At 36.5% G+C, this 18,640-nt stretch carries 12 protein-coding genes and 1 CRISPR repeat array; of the genes, 10 read left to right on the top strand and 2 right to left on the bottom strand.

Annotation, left to right across the window (positions count from 1 at the left end; genetic code table 11):
* Window positions 1–220 precede the first annotated feature (220 nt).
* A complete protein-coding gene (locus RM553_RS15365) occupies window positions 221–382 on the top strand; it encodes a hypothetical protein (protein ID WP_311535833.1) in 162 nt (53 codons plus the stop codon).
* A 594-nt stretch (window positions 383–976) separates the two neighbouring features.
* Here RM553_RS15365 and RM553_RS15370 read toward each other — a convergent pair.
* Together RM553_RS15370 and RM553_RS15375 are read right to left on the bottom strand one after the other, a co-directional pair.
* Complete coding sequence (locus RM553_RS15370; RefSeq protein ID WP_311535834.1) at window positions 977–2,074, bottom strand: hypothetical protein; 1,098 nt, start codon at window positions 2,072–2,074, stop codon at window positions 977–979.
* Between the two features lie 2 nt (window positions 2,075–2,076).
* Entirely contained in the window at window positions 2,077–2,862 is a 786-nt protein-coding gene (locus tag RM553_RS15375) for an RNA polymerase sigma factor (protein WP_311535835.1), read from the bottom strand.
* A gap of 396 nt (window positions 2,863–3,258) precedes the next feature.
* Between RM553_RS15375 and RM553_RS15380 the strand changes: the two genes are divergently transcribed.
* From RM553_RS15380 to cas4, 9 genes are all read left to right on the top strand, one after another.
* On the top strand, window positions 3,259–3,513 hold the full coding sequence (locus tag RM553_RS15380; RefSeq protein WP_311535836.1) for a helix-turn-helix domain-containing protein: 255 nt from the start codon (window positions 3,259–3,261) through the stop codon (window positions 3,511–3,513).
* Window positions 3,514–3,951: 438 nt separating this feature from the next.
* The gene (locus RM553_RS15385; RefSeq protein WP_311535837.1) at window positions 3,952–5,916 is read left to right on the top strand and encodes a TM1802 family CRISPR-associated protein; all 1,965 of its coding nucleotides are present in this window, start codon (window positions 3,952–3,954) and stop codon (window positions 5,914–5,916) included.
* 20 nt (window positions 5,917–5,936) lie between these two features.
* The gene (locus RM553_RS15390) at window positions 5,937–6,950 is read left to right on the top strand and encodes a type I CRISPR-associated protein Cas7 (protein ID WP_311535838.1); all 1,014 of its coding nucleotides are present in this window, start codon (window positions 5,937–5,939) and stop codon (window positions 6,948–6,950) included.
* 27 nt (window positions 6,951–6,977) lie between these two features.
* On the top strand, window positions 6,978–7,778 hold the full coding sequence (gene cas5 / locus RM553_RS15395) for a CRISPR-associated protein Cas5 (protein WP_311535839.1): 801 nt from the start codon (window positions 6,978–6,980) through the stop codon (window positions 7,776–7,778).
* Window positions 7,775–10,201, top strand: a complete 2,427-nt coding sequence (cas3, locus tag RM553_RS15400) for a CRISPR-associated helicase Cas3' (RefSeq protein WP_311535840.1) — start codon at window positions 7,775–7,777, stop codon at window positions 10,199–10,201. Before cas5 ends, cas3 begins: the two co-directional genes overlap by 4 nt.
* A 31-nt stretch (window positions 10,202–10,232) precedes the next feature.
* A complete protein-coding gene (locus RM553_RS15405; RefSeq protein WP_311535841.1) occupies window positions 10,233–10,919 on the top strand; it encodes a CRISPR-associated endonuclease Cas6 in 687 nt (228 codons plus the stop codon).
* Window positions 10,919–11,911, top strand: a complete 993-nt coding sequence (gene cas1, locus RM553_RS15410) for a CRISPR-associated endonuclease Cas1 (protein WP_311535842.1) — start codon at window positions 10,919–10,921, stop codon at window positions 11,909–11,911. Before RM553_RS15405 ends, cas1 begins: the two co-directional genes overlap by 1 nt.
* A 2-nt stretch (window positions 11,912–11,913) precedes the next feature.
* A complete protein-coding gene (gene cas2 / locus RM553_RS15415) occupies window positions 11,914–12,204 on the top strand; it encodes a CRISPR-associated endonuclease Cas2 (protein WP_311535843.1) in 291 nt (96 codons plus the stop codon).
* The gene (gene cas4, locus RM553_RS15420) at window positions 12,204–12,779 is read left to right on the top strand and encodes a CRISPR-associated protein Cas4 (protein ID WP_311535844.1); all 576 of its coding nucleotides are present in this window, start codon (window positions 12,204–12,206) and stop codon (window positions 12,777–12,779) included. Before cas2 ends, cas4 begins: the two co-directional genes overlap by 1 nt.
* 193 nt (window positions 12,780–12,972) lie before the next feature.
* Window positions 12,973–18,640: direct repeats of the CRISPR family, unit length 37 nt; unit sequence CTTCCAGAGATATCCATTGAAAAACTAGGATTGAAAC.

The raw sequence follows: 18,640 nt of genomic DNA on the forward strand, positions 1-18,640 counted from the left end.
AGTATACTGATTTAAAATTCAATGAATCAGCAAGTTACAGGGAGACCAATTTCATATTGTATTCATAGTATAATGAATGCGGTTGTCATAAATATCAATCCCCCAGATTATCAGCGCATTGGCAACTCTGGGCCCTTCCAGATAAGAACTAAAAAATTTCAAGCTTATTCCTAATCACCTGCTTGTCCTATTTCTGGTACTCTGAATAACTCCCTTGGGAATGGTCGGATATTTTGGCTATGCTGCCAATGCACAACAGGAAGAAAACTTCAAAATTTACCGGATGATTTCAGAATCAGAAAATCAGCTGCAACAGGATTTCTTTGCTACATATCCTGAAATTAAAGAGGAATATTGCCAGTGGCTGGAAGATAAAAAGTAGGATTTGTCATGACAATTCACCCTGCGCAAATTAATTATAATCTACAGTAAATCCTCTGGAAACCCGTGAAAACAGGCAAAAATTTACAGTAAAAACATAATTAGGATGCGCCCTATGCTGTTTTTATTTCACGCTTAACTTCCCGTACGCTATAAAAACAGCACAGGAACCTTGCGCAGGTAAGTTATGGTAGATTTGGGGGCAGAATTTTGTGGACCTCAAGGATTATATTTAGTGATTAATAAAAACTATTTAAGTGACTTTTTTTCTTATTTAAAGAGAACATATAAAATAAGCAATAGTATTTTTCTTATTTGTAGGTTCAATAAAAAGAACAACCCACGCCACTGTATATGCTTATTCGCATTTAGTGAGCCTTCTGTGCACCTCACCTTATGGGTGTACAGGCACCCTCGTTAATCCATTCAATTAATTTTCAGCAAACCTTCTCTGGATTTACCTACTTATACTTGCATAAATTTGTTATCAGTAAAAATTAAACGGAGCTCACGCGTTGTATATGCTTAGCGCATTTAGTGAGTGCCCCCGTTGACCTCACCTTGCGGGTGTACAAGCACCCTCTTAATTCGATGTTTAATCTACAATCAGTTCAATAGCGGCTTTCTCGGCTTTGTATTTTATTTTGGTGGTTAAATCATAATAACTCCAGTTCCGCAGTACAAAAGCTTCCTCTCTGGCCAGTTCTATTTTCTTTTCCTGGTCCAATAAAACCAATGTGCCTGCCTGGTGTTTTACGCAGAAGTCGATTAACTTCCTGCTATAAACATGCAGACGGTTGTTTACATAATCTCTTTCCTTATCCCGAAACCGCTCCAGGGCCTTTGTCTTTCGCTTCCGTCCATTTCCTGATCTGGCATATGCAACTCCTTCCCGTGTCCTTTTGAAGGCAGCTTGTATGGCTAACCTTCGGTATAAAAATTCTTCCCTTGTTCCAATAGTAAGTTTTGCTGTTCCTATTTTTACTACAATGGGATACTCCAGGGACAAGGTGGCTTCTGCGATCACTTCCGGTCTTAGTTCATGCTTTTCTTTCTCCACTTCAAAGGTGGCCAGCATAAAGATCTTCCCATTTTTTATTTTGAGATGGGAAGTTCGCATTTTCAGCTCACCGCTAACCAGCTGATGCATTAGTTCCCATTTATCGTTAAAGTCCCTGCCTAAATAAGTCTTCATGGGAATGGAAAAGAATTTAAAGCAGAAGGCTTTTTTATCAGGATTAAAATGTAATCCGCAAACCCCTTCCATATCGAAGGGAAAAGCCATACTTCTTTTATAGTTATGTAAGGAACGCTCCCCGCTCCAGTATTCCTCCCTGTTTTGTTTGAAGGAACTTAAGATGATGCTATTCAGGTTGGTTAAAATATTGGTGGGCATTTCCCCTTTAAAACGATCGGAAACCATCCGGTAAGTGCAATTGATCCTGGAACGGTTGAAAATACCAAGCTCATCTTTCTTTTCATCAACAAGTTTATACTTCACCCCTTCCGATAAATAAAAGAACTCCTGGACCATTTCCTGAACATACAAATGGGAAACAATTAGGTTTGCCGCCCTGTAGCATCTATTGCGCCACAGGTAAAGCTTATTCATGGCCTCCTTTCGTTCTTCTTTAGAAGGCAGATCAACCAGCAGCTGGATCCTCCGGGTAAGTTTCATTGTGGACTTTACCATGTTTAGGCTGATTTAAGTTGCTGCTCGTGTTTCTCCTGCATCAGTTTATAGGCGGCCATAAATTCTTTGTGCACTTCCTTTTTGGATAGATTGAGCTCTCGGGCTATGGAAGCAAAAGAATAATGCTTTTCCGTACGTAGCTGCAATACCTTTTCCTGCTCCTTAGTCATGGTACCCTCAATCTTTACAGTCACCACTGGTTTTGTTTTTGCATTCAGCGTACTGCCCGTGTGGATAATCTCTTTAATGTCTTCAATGGCTCTCTTTACCTCATTGCTAGTATAGGTAATACTGGTCCCCATGACATTGGCAATGGCTTTATACTGAAAACCATATTTTAAGCAGAGTTTAATCAGGTGTCTTCTTTCGGCGCTGAGCAACGGGAAAATGCTTCTAATCCTGTCAAAGGCTTCTTGATCTGCTTCCTGGTCTACTAAATGCTCATCTTCCTTCTGTGGGTCATAACCATGCATATGTTCCTGGTAGTCCTCATAAAATTCCAGCCTGTTGATGTTCCTGTAAAAGTCATTTTTGGGCCGACAATAGTAGTAGGTACACTCCCGTTTCATCACATAGCGCAGGAAAAAATAAATATGTTCGGGTCGTTCAATACCTTCTCTTTTCTCCCAGAGTTTTAAAAAAGTATCCTGAAGGATGGTCTCAATGACAAACTCATCACGAATTAATTGCTTTCCTACCCAAAAGATCCTGCGCTGGTATTTGGCATAGATAAGCTCTAAAGCATCGGGATGACCTTGTTTTAGTAAATCAAAAATACGCTGTAACATAAGCAGTCGCTTTTAAGCCGGAGGAAATTACCACCAGAATTAAACTGAATTAGCTTATGCGAATTCTTATAAGAAATTGAGAGAAGATAGCTTTGAAAAGAAGTCCTTAAAAGTAAGGGCATGGGACTTTACTTATTGTATCAGAGGTACTGGTATACCATGGAACGACAAGTAAGCCCACGCCCGGGTCGTGAGCATTATCACTTATCATCTCGTTCCTTAAAATTACCAGTTTTCTGATACAAGACTCAAAGCGAATGCTTCTAATATTTTACTTAAAGAAGTTTCGCAAATATATTAATATGAGGTAAATATATAAATAATTATTTTACGTTGTAATATAAACCAACATCATTTGTAGAATTTTTCGTCACCTTGGTTGTAGATAGGGCTACAATGCAGGATAAAAATTATAAAGAAAATTTTTTACTTCAATTTGGACATAATCTTGGTAAGATTCGTCAGAGTAAAAATTTAAGTTTTAGGTCGTTATCACAGAAATGCGATTTAGATTACGCAGATTTAAATAAAATCGAAAAGGGTAAAAGAAATATCACACTTTCTACAATTATTGAACTTGCCAAAGGCCTAGAAATTCATCCCAGAGAATTGTTTGACTTTTATTTTCCTCTACAGGATTTGAAGGAGTAATTTAATCATCCCTTAGACACCTTTATAAACAGCCCCTGCTTTTACTCTCAAGTCACTCTTCTAAGCAATTAACTGAATATTCGATCTTGAGCTAATTAGCACTGTGAAAAATCTTCCTCCTAGCAGAATAGCTATGTACTTGTATTAAGTATACCTTTCAAACTACTCTTATTCTTTTTAATTCTAATATTTTAAGCACAAAAATTTCCTGTAGGAATATTAAGATAATTTTAGTAAATATGTACTTCCTTCCGATAAAAATTCCCCTACGAGTTTTCATCTAAGGTATGATTGCTTTATTAAAAAAATTAAGATGAGGGGAAATTTCTGATTTCCTTATAGTAAGATCATTACGGTTTTCCATAATGGCACCAATAAAGGACAGCTTATTTTAGAATATGCTTTCTAAGAGTAGCTATAACAAAAATTCATGATAATATGCTAGACACACTTCTTAAAATTGGGGAATGGCAAAGCCAGGGAAAAAGTGAATGGGATCGATTTTTGGAATTCCCAAAGGTTGAGAGAAAAGATAAAAACGGGAATCCAGTACAAAACTTCACGCTGCCCATAATTCTTGATCTAGATACTAGAGACGTTATTATCGACCAAGAAAATTTAAGGGAATATAATGAGAAGGATGTTAGAATGGCTTTAGGAAATAAAATGAAAGGGTCCAATAGTAAGGCTATTTGCAGTTCAGGCATTTCAAAAAGACTAGGCAGGATATTTCAAAGTTTTTTCGGGAAAGATGGTAGCATGGCAGATAGTGGAAATTTAATTGAGGCTATTGAAAATGAAAAACCGTCATTGCTTGACGATCATTTAAAAAGATTGTTGACTGAACTATTACTTCTAAAAGAGGTTTTCATAGAAAGAACAACCGATCCAGACAAAAAAACTATCAACATTAAAACAATAAATGAAAGATTTGGACTTTCCAGAAATGAAAAAATTGTTTTTCTCGAAACGTATATAAAATCAGTAGATTTTGGATATCATGAGCCGATTTTGTTTTCTGAAATCTCAAATTACAGAACATTTTTAGAATACTCATATTTTGGCGATAGGGAAGATGAAAAACCTAAAAAGGCTAAACAAAAACTTTGCTATGCTAGCGGAAAAATAAATGAAGATGTAAAAGAACTAAATCTTACAACTCGGTATAGCTTAAATAAAATGTTTGTAACCGAAACAAAAAATTATGCATCTGGTTTTGATAAAAAGAAGTTCTCTATCAATTATCAAGTTAGCGTTGAAAATCAGAAAAAACTGGATTATGCATCAAGCTATTTATTAAATCAAGGATATAAAATACGTATTGCTAATTTAGATCACGTCATTGTACCCCAATTTATGCAAAATTCCAAAGTCGATTTAGAAATGGCTTTGGAAGGAATGCATAAGAAATCAGACCTCCTTTTCAACATAAACAGTCTGGATGAGTTTGCCAAAAACGTTAATCTAGAACTGGATGATGAAGTATTTTGGATAAATTTTATTGCTTTTGAGTCTGATGGTAATTTCTTCAAATCAACAGAAATTATCAAAGATGTAAGCAGCTTTCATATTAGCAAATTGCTTAAAGCTTTTAATGATGTCAACTGGGAATTTCGCGAGACTAGTTTTGTGGATTGGGACAAAGTAATGACTGAATATGATTATGACAGCAAAGAACGCGTGCCAAGGAATTTAAACTTTAATTCCGTTTTTAAAGTCATACCACTACGAAAAGACAAAGAAAAAAAGAATAAAGCTTTAGAGCTATTTAAAACCATTCTTGAAAATAGAAAAGTAAACATCGAGATTCTTTATGATTACTTTGTAGAGCTCATACTTTGCCATTACTACCGTAGATATGGCAGCTATACCAATGTACAACAAAGTAGTAACGACTATTTCGACTTTGCTGTCCGTGATAGCGTTTTCAAATACCACGCCTTTATACAATTCCTTAAAAAACTAAACTTAATCGATATGGAAGATTCCCAAACTAATCCCATCCAAGGAAAACTGGAAAATAAATATGATCAAGCCATTCAGGAATTCTTTACTAAAATGTCTTTGAATACAGATCAAAAAGCCATGTTTTATCTGGGAAGAATGCTCAACACTGTTGAATATATCCAAAAAGGTAAAACCAAGACCGTTATCCAGAAGGTGAACTTCAACGGGATGGATAAAGAAAATATACAACGGCTTCGTATATCATTAATTGAAAAAGCCAAGCAATATAATGCTATGGGCAAAGTGATTTTTACGGATAATGAGTTTGGAAAACACTTCAATTTTAATGCATGGAACTTAAACCCTCAGGAAGCTGTCTTTTTTCTTTTGACAGGCTACTCTTTTGGTGTTGGTGCACAAGATGCAGAAGAAATTACTGAAAAAGGAACACTTTAAATCAATCAAAATACTTAATTATGAAACCAAGCATTACCAACTCTTCCGATTTCCTATTTGTTTACGAAGCCATTCAGTGTAACCCAAACGGCGATCCCGATCAGGAAAACAAACCTAGAATGGATTACGATACCAAAACCAATTTGGTTACCGATACCCGCATTAAGCGTTTTATTAGAGATTATCTAAAGGCAAGTAACAACGATGAAGTTGTTTTTGTGGATATGGAAGGAGATTCTAAAGTAAGTGTAGACAGCAAACTAAAGGCTGTTATAAAAAGAACTATCGAAAATGAAGGTGAGCTGGAAAGAGCGTTTGCTAACAACCCTGAAGCTTTAATAGTCTACAAAGAGGTAATCTCTAAAGAGAAAGATGCTGAAGGTGTTTGGAAAGTCATTACTGATAAAAAATTTAAGCAGAAAGAAGTGAATTATGAGCTGTTGGCTTATTTAGTAAAAGAAAAATTCCTCGATATCAGAATGTTTGGCAGCGCATTCGCTGTAGGCGGGTTTACCAAAGCATACACCGGTCCAATTCAATTAAATTGGGGCTATTCATTCAATAAAGTGGAGTTAATTGACTCCAGTTCTATTGTTACGATTATGAACGATGACAGCAGTACATTTGGTAAAGATTATCGGGTTCATTACAGTTTGCTAGGCTTTAACGGAACAATTAATGCACCTGCTGCCAAAACAACCGGGCTTACTCAGGATGATGTTTTGGAATTCAGAAAAGCCATATGGGAAAGCATCCCGGCTTCGCCTACGCGCTCCAAATTAAATCAATACCCAAAACTCTACCTGGAAATCGTTTACAATGAAGGAGTTTCAAACGGGCAATTTGGTGATTTGCGCAACTTTGTGGAAACCGAACCCAAAGAAGGAGTTACCGATAAACAAGTGCGGAAATTCAAGGATTTATCAATTGATTTAACCGCTTTAAAAAGCTTGATCGCCCATGATAAAAACGGGGAACATAAAATCAAGGAAGTAATTATAAAAACCTCGGCCGATTTTGATTTTTCACTGTAACAGAAGTTTCACATTAAACCTACTGTTATGGAGATATTAAGTTTTAAAATCAACGGAAAAATGGGCCATTTCAGAAAGTATTACGCGAATAATACTGCCTTTAGTTTTTCTATACCGCCACGTACTACCATTATGGGAATAGTGGCCGCTGCAATGGGATGGTCAAGGGATTCCTATTATGAAGATTTGGCTTCCGAAAATATTCAGATTGGCATTCGAGTCCTCAACCCTTTGAAGAAAAGTTTCCACCGGCTCAATTTTTTAAGCATTAAAAGTACGGGGGACATGGCTAAAAACTGGTCTTCCGATTTTCGTGGTGAAGGTGGCCGTATTCAGACTCCATTTGAAGTAATCACGGCTTGGGATCTTTCTAAAGCTGATGTGGCTTATCAGGTATTTGTAAAGGCGACTGATAAAGGGAAAACGGTTTTTGAATCGATTAAAAGCCATTTTTTAGAACAAGAACCGGTGTACAATATCACGCTGGGAACAGCCAATTTCACTGCACGCTTATCAGTTATTGAAACTTTTAGTGATAGTCAAATAGAAGTTAAAAATTCAAATCAATATGTTCAGATTCATTCTGCGGTACCTGTAGAACTTGTAGAAGACTTAAAATTTAACAAAGAAGAATTTCAGAATTACAACTTTGTAGAAGAAGATATGCTCCCGGGAGATTTTATAGCCAATGGAAATCGGGAAGTGCGCAAAATGAACCGATTGCTGTTCTCTATTACACCTCATCCCATTAGGGTAAAGTTAAAAGGCTCGTATTATGTTTTAAAAAATGATACCGGCGAACTGAACATTCAATTTATGGACGCATGAATTATTATTCCCACAGTAAATTAAATGAAAATGAAATTACAGAGGGCTCAAAAGAGTTAAAAGCTCATGTAAATGGAGTAAAGGAGAAAGCTTTATTTCATTTTGCCGAAGGTTTATCCTTAGGATATACGGACAGGGAATTGAAAGAAATCTTAACAATTCTGGTGGATTTTCACGATTTAGGGAAATATACCTCCTATTTTCAAAACTATCTTTTAAAGCAAGATCCTATAGATTTTAAATTAAAGCAACACGCGCGATTAGGAGGTTTTGTGGCTTATAATCATTTAGAGAAAAACGACGAGAAAAAGGCGCTTTTAGCCTTATACCTTATTTTCTTACACCACAGTCCGCTGATTGACATACTTCACATTCCTTCTAAGTTAGATGATGATCTAAAAAGAATAATCAATAAACAAAAAGAGGATTTAATTGAGAACTTCCCAATAATCGAGAAAGATTTGGGAATTGAAAGACTTCAGGATTTAGTTTACTATACGGAAGAAACAAAACTGCGGAAGGGTTTTAGGTATTGGGGTAAAAAACACGCTTTTATTCAAGATTATTTCCTGATCAATTATTTGTTCTCCCTGTTAATAGAAGGGGATAAACTCGATGCTTCCGATACTGTTGTCTATCAATTAAAACCCATTAAACCATCTTCAGTTGATGATCGTTTTGGAAAACCTGATTTTCAGCAGAAAAAATTGGCTGAACTTGGCAACAACGAATTGCGGAACTACTGTAGGGCAATTGTCATCTCTAATCTAGAACAACCTAATATTTTAGAGCACTTTATCTTTACGTTAACTGCGCCTACTGGTATTGGAAAAACAATGACGGCTCTGGATTTCTCATTAAAACTTAAAGATAAGATCAAGAAATATTCAGGAGTAGAGTCCAGGATAATTTACGCTTTGCCATTTATAAATATCATAGAACAAGCGCTGAGTGAATACGGTAAAGTTTTACAATCACAAAAAATCAACATCTTAGGACATTATCAATACGCAGATGTTTTCGGAAAAAATGACCAGAAAGAAAATGTAGATGGCGCAGAGCAAGGTTATGATCAAAAATTAATGGCACTGGACACGTGGCAGGCCGATGTAGTAATCACTTCTTTTGTTCAGTTTTTTGAAACGCTCATCGGCAACCGCAATAAGTTACTGAAAAAGTTTAACCATTTTGCAAATTCCATCATCATCCTTGATGAAGTACAGACCTTACGCCTGGACCAAATGCCCTTATTGGGCGCTTCTTTGTTTTACCTGTCCAAATATTTAAAATCCCGCATCATTTTAATGACAGCTACACGACCCAAAATATTTGAATTGGCACAAGAAGAGATTTTAACCGCAGAAGGAGAACAAGTTAACCCCAAAGAACTGCTTACTAATTATGAAGAAGTTTTTGAGGTTTTTAATCGAACCTCAATTCATCCACTTTTAAATGCTTTAAAGGAAGAAAAAGAAAACAAAACACAAGAATTTATATATTCTATTTTTGCCGATAAATGGAATGCTGAAAAGTCATGTTTGATTGTTTGCAATACTGTTAAACGTTCTATAGAAGTTTTCGATACAATCAGGATCTATTTAGAAGAAAACAATTTAGGAAATCCAGTTTACTACTTATCAACTAATATAATTCCTGCCCACCGTCTTGAGCGAATAAGAAACATAAAAGAAGATATCCAAAATCATAAAGCTCCTATTTTAATTGCGACCCAAGTGGTTGAAGCAGGAGTGGATTTGGATTTTGACCTAGGCTTCAGGGATATTGGACCTATTGATTCCATCATTCAGGTAGCGGGTAGAATCAACAGAAATAATACTATTAAAAAAAAGCATTCCCCGCTTTATATCATCGATTTTGACGTTAAAGCAACAATGATGGTTTATGGCCGGTTAACATATATCCAGGCAAAAAAATCATTGGAACAGAAAAATTGCTTCTATGAAAAAGAATATTTAGAGTTGATTACGGCGTATTTTGATGGGATTTCTGAAAAAAGCTCCTTTGCAGACGCACGCACTTTTTTTAAATCCATGAAAACATTAAAATATGATTCTGGTGAAAAAAGAGAACTGCCTGTTTCTGCCTTTCGCATAATTGAAGAATCCGACAGATATGTCACAGTTTTCATAGAGACAGATGAAGATGCTTCCGAAATTTTAGAAAAGTATCTCCAAAAGATTATGAACGAAATAAGCCGGGAAGAATATAATAAAGATTGGAAATTAAAATTCCAGCAGCATATAATTTCCGTTCCGAAATATTTGTGTGAAGATTTGGAAACAGTGAATGAATATGAGGAAAATATCTTACTTGTACCTAAAAAAGAAATAGGTTTCCGATATAGTACCGAAACAGGTTATAACCGAGATTTAATAGAGCAAAATATGGCTTATACTTTCTAAATTACAATATCCACTAAAACAAGGAAATTTTATGATTAACATGACCACAACTCAACAACTTCAGATTACGCAAATTAAATTTCCGGAAATTAAGCTGCAAACCAGGGATGCGCATAAATTGCGTGGCTACTTCGGAAATCTCTTCAAAGAACATTCGCCGGTATTGCACAACCACTATGAAGACGGGCGCTTTAGGTACAGGTATCCCGAAATCCAATATAAGGTCATCAACAAAATTCCAACACTTATAGGCATTAATGAAGGTGCCGAACTGCTTCCAAAGCTGTTCCTTAAAATCAAGAATATAGATATAAACGGGCAACAATTTTCCGTTAACGCTAAAAACATTGAATGCAAGGCGGTGGAAACCGGGTTCAGCGATTCTTTGCATGAGTATGAGTTCACCACCCTCTGGATGGCCTTAAACCAGCAAAACTATCCAAAATATCAAAATTTAAAGTTGGTAAAAGAAAAGGAAGAAATGCTAAACAGTATTCTGGTAGGACATATTCTTAGTTTTTTTAGAAATACTGGTATAGAACTGGGGACAAACGAAAGATTGATGGCTAAAGTAGACCTCCGGGAAAAAAGCACCAGGTTTAAAGAAAATAAAATGATCGCGTTTTCGGGAAAATTTATCGTTAATGCACTACTGCCTGATGAAATTGGCCTTGGCAAATCTGTTTCCAGAGGTTTCGGCACTATAAAACGTAGCTAATGCAAATCTTTATAAATACCTATGGCACCTACGTTCATGTTAAGGATGAGATGTTCCAGATTAAAGTTCGGGAAGAGAAAAAGCTGCCTCCTAAAGTAAACCATATTGCGGCACATAAAGTTTCTTCCTTTATAATGTCTAAAGGCGCGGCTTTAAGTACAGATGCCATTGCCCTCGCATTAAAACACAATATCGATATTGTAGTGGTAGAGAATGACGGTCATCCTATGGGTCGTTTCTGGCATAGTAAACTGGGCAGCACCACTAAGATCAGGAAAGAACAACTTAAAGCTTCGCTGAATAAAGCTGGCGTTAAATGGATCAAATTGTGGCTGACTCAAAAACTGGAAAATCAGGCTGATTTTTTAAACGACCTAAAAAAACATCGCAAGAATTTGCACGCTTTTCTTGATGAAAAAATAAATGCCATTTTGGAATTCCGGGAGAAGATTAATACTGCTGAAGCAGAAAATATTAATGAAATAGCTGAATCTTTTAGAGGATGGGAAGGTTCTGCCGGCAGGCACTACTTCGAAGCCCTTTCCACCTGCATGCCCGAAGCTTTTGCTTTTAAAGGAAGAAGTTTCAGGCCTGCTCAGGATGAATTCAATGCCATGTTGAATTACGCCTACGGAATTTTGTATAGCAGGATAGAGCGGGCATTGATGCTGGCTGGTCTGGACCCTTTTGTGGGTTTTATGCACCGGGACGATTATAACTCTAAGAGCCTGGTGTATGACTTTATAGAGCCGTACCGTATTTATGCCGAACAATTTGTGTTTAGGCTATTTACCGGAAAAAAGATCAATAAAGCTTATTTTGAGCAATTCACCGGAGGAGTATCTTTAAATACCGAAGGAAAAGCTTTTTTTGTTTCTCCTTATCTGGAATATTTAGACAGTGATAAAATACGCTATAAAGGGCGATTGCAAACCCGCCTGAATGCGGTGCAGCTGGAAGCTCACAATGTCGCTAACCAACTAATTAAATAAAAATGATCACCTGGGTTTTATACGATATCAAAAACAACAGTGCGAGAAACTTTGTTTCCAAGGCCTGCAAGCAGGCGGGGCTTTACCGGGTTCAATATTCTTGTTTTCTGGGCAGCCTTACGGCTAACGAAAAGGACAGCCTGGAACTTCAGATAGAAAAAGTCATTAATGAAGAATCTGACAAAGTTTACCTTTTCAGAATGAACAAAGAGCAGTTAAACGATTGCAGTATGTTGGGGCAGGCTTTTGATGAAAAACTGGTGACCGACGAAGTAAAAGCCCTGTTTTTCTAATGCAAAGTTTTTATCCTTCCCAAATTATAGAATATCTCTACTGCCCGCGCTATACCTATTTTGAATATGTGCTTCGCATCCCACAGTATGAAGATAAATTCTATAAAGTAAACAGAGGAAGGGAAGTGCATAACGAAAAACTGGAACGAAATAAGGAATATCTAAGAAAGAAAATCGGGGTCAAAGAAAAATGGCTTGACCAGTACCTTGGGACAGAGGGCTTACGAGGAAAAGTAGATGAAGTACTAAAATTAAACGATGGCAGCTATGCCCCACTCGATTACAAATTTGCGCAATGGAAGGATAGAGTTTATGAGACTTATAAACAACAACTCTACTGTTATGCAATTTTAATTGAAGAAGTTTACGGCGGAAAAGTTGAAAAAGGATTTTTGGTCTACACACGCAGTAAAAACAAATTAGTTGAAGTTAATATTGGTGAAAATGCCAAGTCTGAGATTAGGAATAGTATGGATAAAATGCTTGAGGTGATCCAGGGAAATAAGTTTCCAAGGGCTACCAGGGTTAAGAAAAGATGTGTAAATTGTACCTACCGGAATATTTGCATAAAATAGCAGTTCCGGGTACAAATTTATTTTTCCTGACTTTAAAACCTGCTCTAATGACAGCAACCATAGCACATTCGGAATACGGAGACCGGCTTAAAAAACCACCAAACAGGTTCTTTGACATATTGATAAAAAGAAAATTAGGAATTGAAAACCACTTGCGAAAGGCTGTAAAAACTGTAAATCTGGGAGGAATCGCCTTCCAGAGATATCCATTGAAAAACTAGGATTGAAACTTGCCGTCTCTGTCCTCGTAGCTCCTACTGGTAAGTCTTCCAGAGATATCCATTGAAAAACTAGGATTGAAACCTACAGTTTCGCATTTCTGCTGCAAAATAGTTCCTACTTCCAGAGATATCCATTGAAAAACTAGGATTGAAACTCTCTAAAGAAGATTATAATGGAGAAGAAGGATATACTTCCAGAGATATCCATTGAAAAACTAGGATTGAAACGATGTAGCTGAGCAACTTGTAAAATCCCTAATCCCTCTTCCAGAGATATCCATTGAAAAACTAGGATTGAAACTACCATTAACTAAATCTGTGATTATTCCATTGTCACCTTCCAGAGATATCCATTGAAAAACTAGGATTGAAACGAGATTATAATGAGAAAGTTTATAAAGTAGAGAAACTTCTTCCAGAGATATCCATTGAAAAACTAGGATTGAAACGCTGCTCTGTAAGTTCAAACAAGGTGCCTTTAAGGTCTTCCAGAGATATCCATTGAAAAACTAGGATTGAAACAAGGGGAAGCGCTTCTCTATACTACTATCCCAGGTGCTTCCAGAGATATCCATTGAAAAACTAGGATTGAAACGCTAATAATTCAGGGTTATCGCCTATGATTTCTTTCTTCCAGAGATATCCATTGAAAAACTAGGATTGAAACTGCTTTGCGCTCTACTATAACCGCCACAGGGGGAGAACTTCCAGAGATATCCATTGAAAAACTAGGATTGAAACGAATTGAGAGATAATTTAAAGCGGAAGCCGAAAAGCTTCCAGAGATATCCATTGAAAAACTAGGATTGAAACTCAGGATGGGAAAAGCGTTTATCCGCTTTACAGAAACTTCCAGAGATATCCATTGAAAAACTAGGATTGAAACGGGAAAAATCTTCAGAAGAGCAGTTAGATATTGCAAGCTTCCAGAGATATCCATTGAAAAACTAGGATTGAAACCTACCTCCGCCGCTTGAATTTTCTACCAGTTCATTCTTCCAGAGATATCCATTGAAAAACTAGGATTGAAACTGAAATGTACCCGAATATACAATATGAAAGTTTCGGCTTCCAGAGATATCCATTGAAAAACTAGGATTGAAACATAATTTCTGCAATGCAACTGGCCTGAATATTTCTTCTTCCAGAGATATCCATTGAAAAACTAGGATTGAAACACCCACTTATTATTGTTATATTGCCATAATACTGTCTTCCAGAGATATCCATTGAAAAACTAGGATTGAAACCCGTTGGAATCTAAAGTGGCAACCCCTTGTGGCTGACTTCCAGAGATATCCATTGAAAAACTAGGATTGAAACTGCAAACACTAATCTATATAATATCGGCCATTGCAATCTTCCAGAGATATCCATTGAAAAACTAGGATTGAAACTTTATTATCGCTCAAACCTATTAATCCCTGTTGGCTCTTCCAGAGATATCCATTGAAAAACTAGGATTGAAACATAATTTTCCACGGCCATCTGAAACGTAACCTTTTTCTTCCAGAGATATCCATTGAAAAACTAGGATTGAAACGTCATTAGTATTTCCCCATCATTTCCGTTGTCTAACTTCCAGAGATATCCATTGAAAAACTAGGATTGAAACAAAAAGTTATACTACGGTACTACAAACTCTGTTAGCTCTTCCAGAGATATCCATTGAAAAACTAGGATTGAAACATTCCTCTTCATTGGCTTTTATCGCGGCTTCCTGACTTCCAGAGATATCCATTGAAAAACTAGGATTGAAACCCACCTTTGTGTTCGTAATATTCTTTGAATTTATTTTCTTCCAGAGATATCCATTGAAAAACTAGGATTGAAACAAACCAGACCGATTAACAGCATTTGGGAGTGCGATAAACTTCCAGAGATATCCATTGAAAAACTAGGATTGAAACTTTGCTGATAGGTCATTTTCTCTAATTCAGCAATTACCTTCCAGAGATATCCATTGAAAAACTAGGATTGAAACCCTCCAAATTCATCATCCAGAATAATTAGCTTTTTTCTTCCAGAGATATCCATTGAAAAACTAGGATTGAAACAAAGCACAACGCCATTCTGAAGTACCTTCGATAGTCTTCCAGAGATATCCATTGAAAAACTAGGATTGAAACTCAGCTTCTTCCCATGCTAAACGTGCCTCTTCTTCCCTTCCAGAGATATCCATTGAAAAACTAGGATTGAAACATTGGAGCACCTGGGATAGTAGTATAGAGAAGCGCTTCTTCCAGAGATATCCATTGAAAAACTAGGATTGAAACTTACTTCAGAATCTAAAGCATAACCTTGTGCCTGTCTTCCAGAGATATCCATTGAAAAACTAGGATTGAAACTTGAAAAATCTTTGTAAAGCAACAGGCCGGAATATTCTTCCAGAGATATCCATTGAAAAACTAGGATTGAAACAGCGCAAAAATATAAATAACAGCGTTACCTTGTACCGCTTCCAGAGATATCCATTGAAAAACTAGGATTGAAACATGCGCTGCTAGCGGTATCGGCTAAAGAATAAAAACCTCTTCCAGAGATATCCATTGAAAAACTAGGATTGAAACGAAAAGTTTCAAGGTCTGCGATTAAGTCGTTTGACTTCTTCCAGAGATATCCATTGAAAAACTAGGATTGAAACCAACCTGGATACTGCTATCGAAGTAATTATCTTCTTCTTCCAGAGATATCCATTGAAAAACTAGGATTGAAACATGGCTGGATGAAGCGGGTATGAAAAAATCAGAAGCCTTCCAGAGATATCCATTGAAAAACTAGGATTGAAACACATGGTAGCCAAAATACTCAAACATCTTATTTAACTTCCAGAGATATCCATTGAAAAACTAGGATTGAAACTACTTCTGGCTCTTGCCCTTCCTTCAATTGTGGTAACTTCCAGAGATATCCATTGAAAAACTAGGATTGAAACCCAATCCCACTAACCGAAGAATGGCTGGTTAAGTTTCTTCCAGAGATATCCATTGAAAAACTAGGATTGAAACTAATCGGTTTTACGGTTTTCAATTTCCCGAAGTATACTTCCAGAGATATCCATTGAAAAACTAGGATTGAAACCGAACTAGAAGAAGACGATGCAATTTCAGTTGGCGCTTCCAGAGATATCCATTGAAAAACTAGGATTGAAACGCATTTGTAGAGAGGCATATATCCTTACAGGCTTCACTTCCAGAGATATCCATTGAAAAACTAGGATTGAAACACAGAAACCGAAAAAATGTCCCTTGCTGAAACTATTCTTCCAGAGATATCCATTGAAAAACTAGGATTGAAACGCAGATGCAACCGGAAAAGAAATGGACGCATACGCACTTCCAGAGATATCCATTGAAAAACTAGGATTGAAACGAGATGCTATGAGGGCAATTGCAGAGGTTTACGATCTTCCAGAGATATCCATTGAAAAACTAGGATTGAAACAATATTATTGTTTCAGGGAATTGCTTTTTAAACTTTCTTCCAGAGATATCCATTGAAAAACTAGGATTGAAACACGGAAGAAAATACTATCCTAATGATATAAAAGTTCTTCCAGAGATATCCATTGAAAAACTAGGATTGAAACATCAAGAATAAATTAGATATTCTGGACTACTCAAACTTCCAGAGATATCCATTGAAAAACTAGGATTGAAACTTCTCACGTGCCTGTGCAATGGACTTATTTTCCCTACTTCCAGAGATATCCATTGAAAAACTAGGATTGAAACTCCGAAATGAAATTAAAGTCCCCCTCATAAGTATAACTTCCAGAGATATCCATTGAAAAACTAGGATTGAAACAAAAGATAATCAAAGTTAGCACGGGTAACTATCAGGCTTCCAGAGATATCCATTGAAAAACTAGGATTGAAACGACAGCCTTACAAATGAAGAGAAACAACTTGTAAGCCTTCCAGAGATATCCATTGAAAAACTAGGATTGAAACGAGGTATTGCAGATGTTGCTAACCATTGCGACCTAAACTTCCAGAGATATCCATTGAAAAACTAGGATTGAAACCAACCTGAATGCTGCTATCAAAATAATTGTCCTCTTCTTCCAGAGATATCCATTGAAAAACTAGGATTGAAACATGTAGTAGGGATTACAACCTTTTACCGTTCGCGATCTTCCAGAGATATCCATTGAAAAACTAGGATTGAAACTATGTATAGATACGTCGAGAGCCGCAATAGACATTGCTTCCAGAGATATCCATTGAAAAACTAGGATTGAAACTCCGAACCATGAAGGGCTATATCTGCTGTTATGAACTCTTCCAGAGATATCCATTGAAAAACTAGGATTGAAACTTGGCTACTGCAAATGCCGCGCTTTTTGCTTCCCTTCTTCCAGAGATATCCATTGAAAAACTAGGATTGAAACGGTAACAATTCATCTAAGAATATTCTTTCGCCTTTTCTTCCAGAGATATCCATTGAAAAACTAGGATTGAAACTTATGATAACTCAAATATAACAAATGGAAACGAAAGACTTCCAGAGATATCCATTGAAAAACTAGGATTGAAACCGAACTAGAAGAAGACGATGCAATTTCAGTTGGCGCTCTTCCAGAGATATCCATTGAAAAACTAGGATTGAAACAAGTTAATTCTTCTCCATTCATAACAAAATAGAAGTTCTTCCAGAGATATCCATTGAAAAACTAGGATTGAAACTTTGAAGTGATAGCCCGGTAACGATGCAGACTTTCACTTCCAGAGATATCCATTGAAAAACTAGGATTGAAACAGCCAGTTATATTCCCGGGTGCTGATCACCCCTCTTCTTCCAGAGATATCCATTGAAAAACTAGGATTGAAACCTGTATCTGTAGATTCAGCTCCTTCATTATCTTTGACCTTCCAGAGATATCCATTGAAAAACTAGGATTGAAACTCCCTGAAAAAGCCGCTCCTACAGTCGCAACCATTCTTCCAGAGATATCCATTGAAAAACTAGGATTGAAACTATTCAAATCTTGCATTGTGGGTATAGTGTTAGAACTTCCAGAGATATCCATTGAAAAACTAGGATTGAAACAAATCTGTAATGTCAGATTTAAATACCTCTGTACAACTTCCAGAGATATCCATTGAAAAACTAGGATTGAAACATGCAAAAGGAAATGATTTAGTGATTTCTATTAAGACTTCCAGAGATATCCATTGAAAAACTAGGATTGAAACATATGTTTTTGGGACGGTAAAAGTAGAGGTGCAAAGACTTCCAGAGATATCCATTGAAAAACTAGGATTGAAACACTCAAATGCTCTCACAAATAGCTCAAAACGCCATTACTTCCAGAGATATCCATTGAAAAACTAGGATTGAAACTAATCTTTTTGCTGGCTGTTTTCTATGGCCGGGGCAACTTCCAGAGATATCCATTGAAAAACTAGGATTGAAACAACAGGCTGCAATAATTTCAATAACAGATTTTTCTTCTTCCAGAGATATCCATTGAAAAACTAGGATTGAAACAGATATTCCTTCCATTAACGGGTAATGCTTTCTATTCTTCCAGAGATATCCATTGAAAAACTAGGATTGAAACAGGTAAAAGTCTACGATTATAATTCAGTTAGGGAAGACTTCCAGAGATATCCATTGAAAAACTAGGATTGAAAC

Origin of the sequence: Autumnicola tepida, from assembly GCF_031846485.1 — a bacterium.
Lineage (GTDB): Bacteria > Bacteroidota > Bacteroidia > Flavobacteriales > Flavobacteriaceae > Autumnicola > Autumnicola tepida.

Coding starts and splice junctions, on each gene's coding strand:
- RM553_RS15390 (WP_311535838.1), top strand. CDS start 5,937: ATGAAACCAAGCATTACCAACTCTTCCGATTTCCTATTTGTTTACGAA.
- RM553_RS15385 (WP_311535837.1), top strand. CDS start 3,952: ATGCTAGACACACTTCTTAAAATTGGGGAATGGCAAAGCCAGGGAAAA.
- RM553_RS15375 (WP_311535835.1), bottom strand. CDS start 2,862: ATGTTACAGCGTATTTTTGATTTACTAAAACAAGGTCATCCCGATGCT.
- RM553_RS15370 (WP_311535834.1), bottom strand. CDS start 2,074: ATGGTAAAGTCCACAATGAAACTTACCCGGAGGATCCAGCTGCTGGTT.
- cas2 (WP_311535843.1), top strand. CDS start 11,914: ATGATCACCTGGGTTTTATACGATATCAAAAACAACAGTGCGAGAAAC.
- cas3 (WP_311535840.1), top strand. CDS start 7,775: ATGAATTATTATTCCCACAGTAAATTAAATGAAAATGAAATTACAGAG.
- RM553_RS15365 (WP_311535833.1), top strand. CDS start 221: ATGGTCGGATATTTTGGCTATGCTGCCAATGCACAACAGGAAGAAAAC.
- cas4 (WP_311535844.1), top strand. CDS start 12,204: ATGCAAAGTTTTTATCCTTCCCAAATTATAGAATATCTCTACTGCCCG.
- cas5 (WP_311535839.1), top strand. CDS start 6,978: ATGGAGATATTAAGTTTTAAAATCAACGGAAAAATGGGCCATTTCAGA.
- cas1 (WP_311535842.1), top strand. CDS start 10,919: ATGCAAATCTTTATAAATACCTATGGCACCTACGTTCATGTTAAGGAT.
- RM553_RS15380 (WP_311535836.1), top strand. CDS start 3,259: ATGCAGGATAAAAATTATAAAGAAAATTTTTTACTTCAATTTGGACAT.
- RM553_RS15405 (WP_311535841.1), top strand. CDS start 10,233: ATGATTAACATGACCACAACTCAACAACTTCAGATTACGCAAATTAAA.